The organism is Cupriavidus sp. SIMBA_020, assembly GCF_046535395.1.
Taxonomy (GTDB): Bacteria; Pseudomonadota; Gammaproteobacteria; order Burkholderiales; family Burkholderiaceae; genus Cupriavidus; species Cupriavidus campinensis.
The window spans coordinates 1-251 of the sequence record NZ_JAWRWU010001221.1; the positions used below are offsets into that span (position 1 = coordinate 1).

1 protein-coding gene is annotated in these 251 nt (G+C 67.3%); it reads left to right on the forward strand.

The features are described 5' to 3' along the window. Positions 1-251, forward strand: a 251-nt coding sequence (locus tag SB751_RS33415) for a CreA family protein (protein ID WP_410749422.1), incomplete at both ends; no start/stop codon positions are given.

Sequence of the window (251 nt, forward strand, 5' to 3'; positions counted from 1 at the left end):
CCCATTTCCGCGTGACGGGCTCCGACCGCGTGGTCGTCGAAGCGTACGACGATCCGCTCGTGGCCGGCGTCACCTGCTACGTGTCGCGGGCGCGCACCGGCGGGATCAAGGGCTCGCTCGGCGTCGCGGAGGATCCGAGCGAAGCGTCGATCGCGTGCCGGCAAGTCGGCCCGCTCAGCTTCAAGGAGCCGCTCAAGCAGCAGACCGACGTGTTCAGCGAGCGGATGTCGTTCATCTTCAAGACGCTGCAT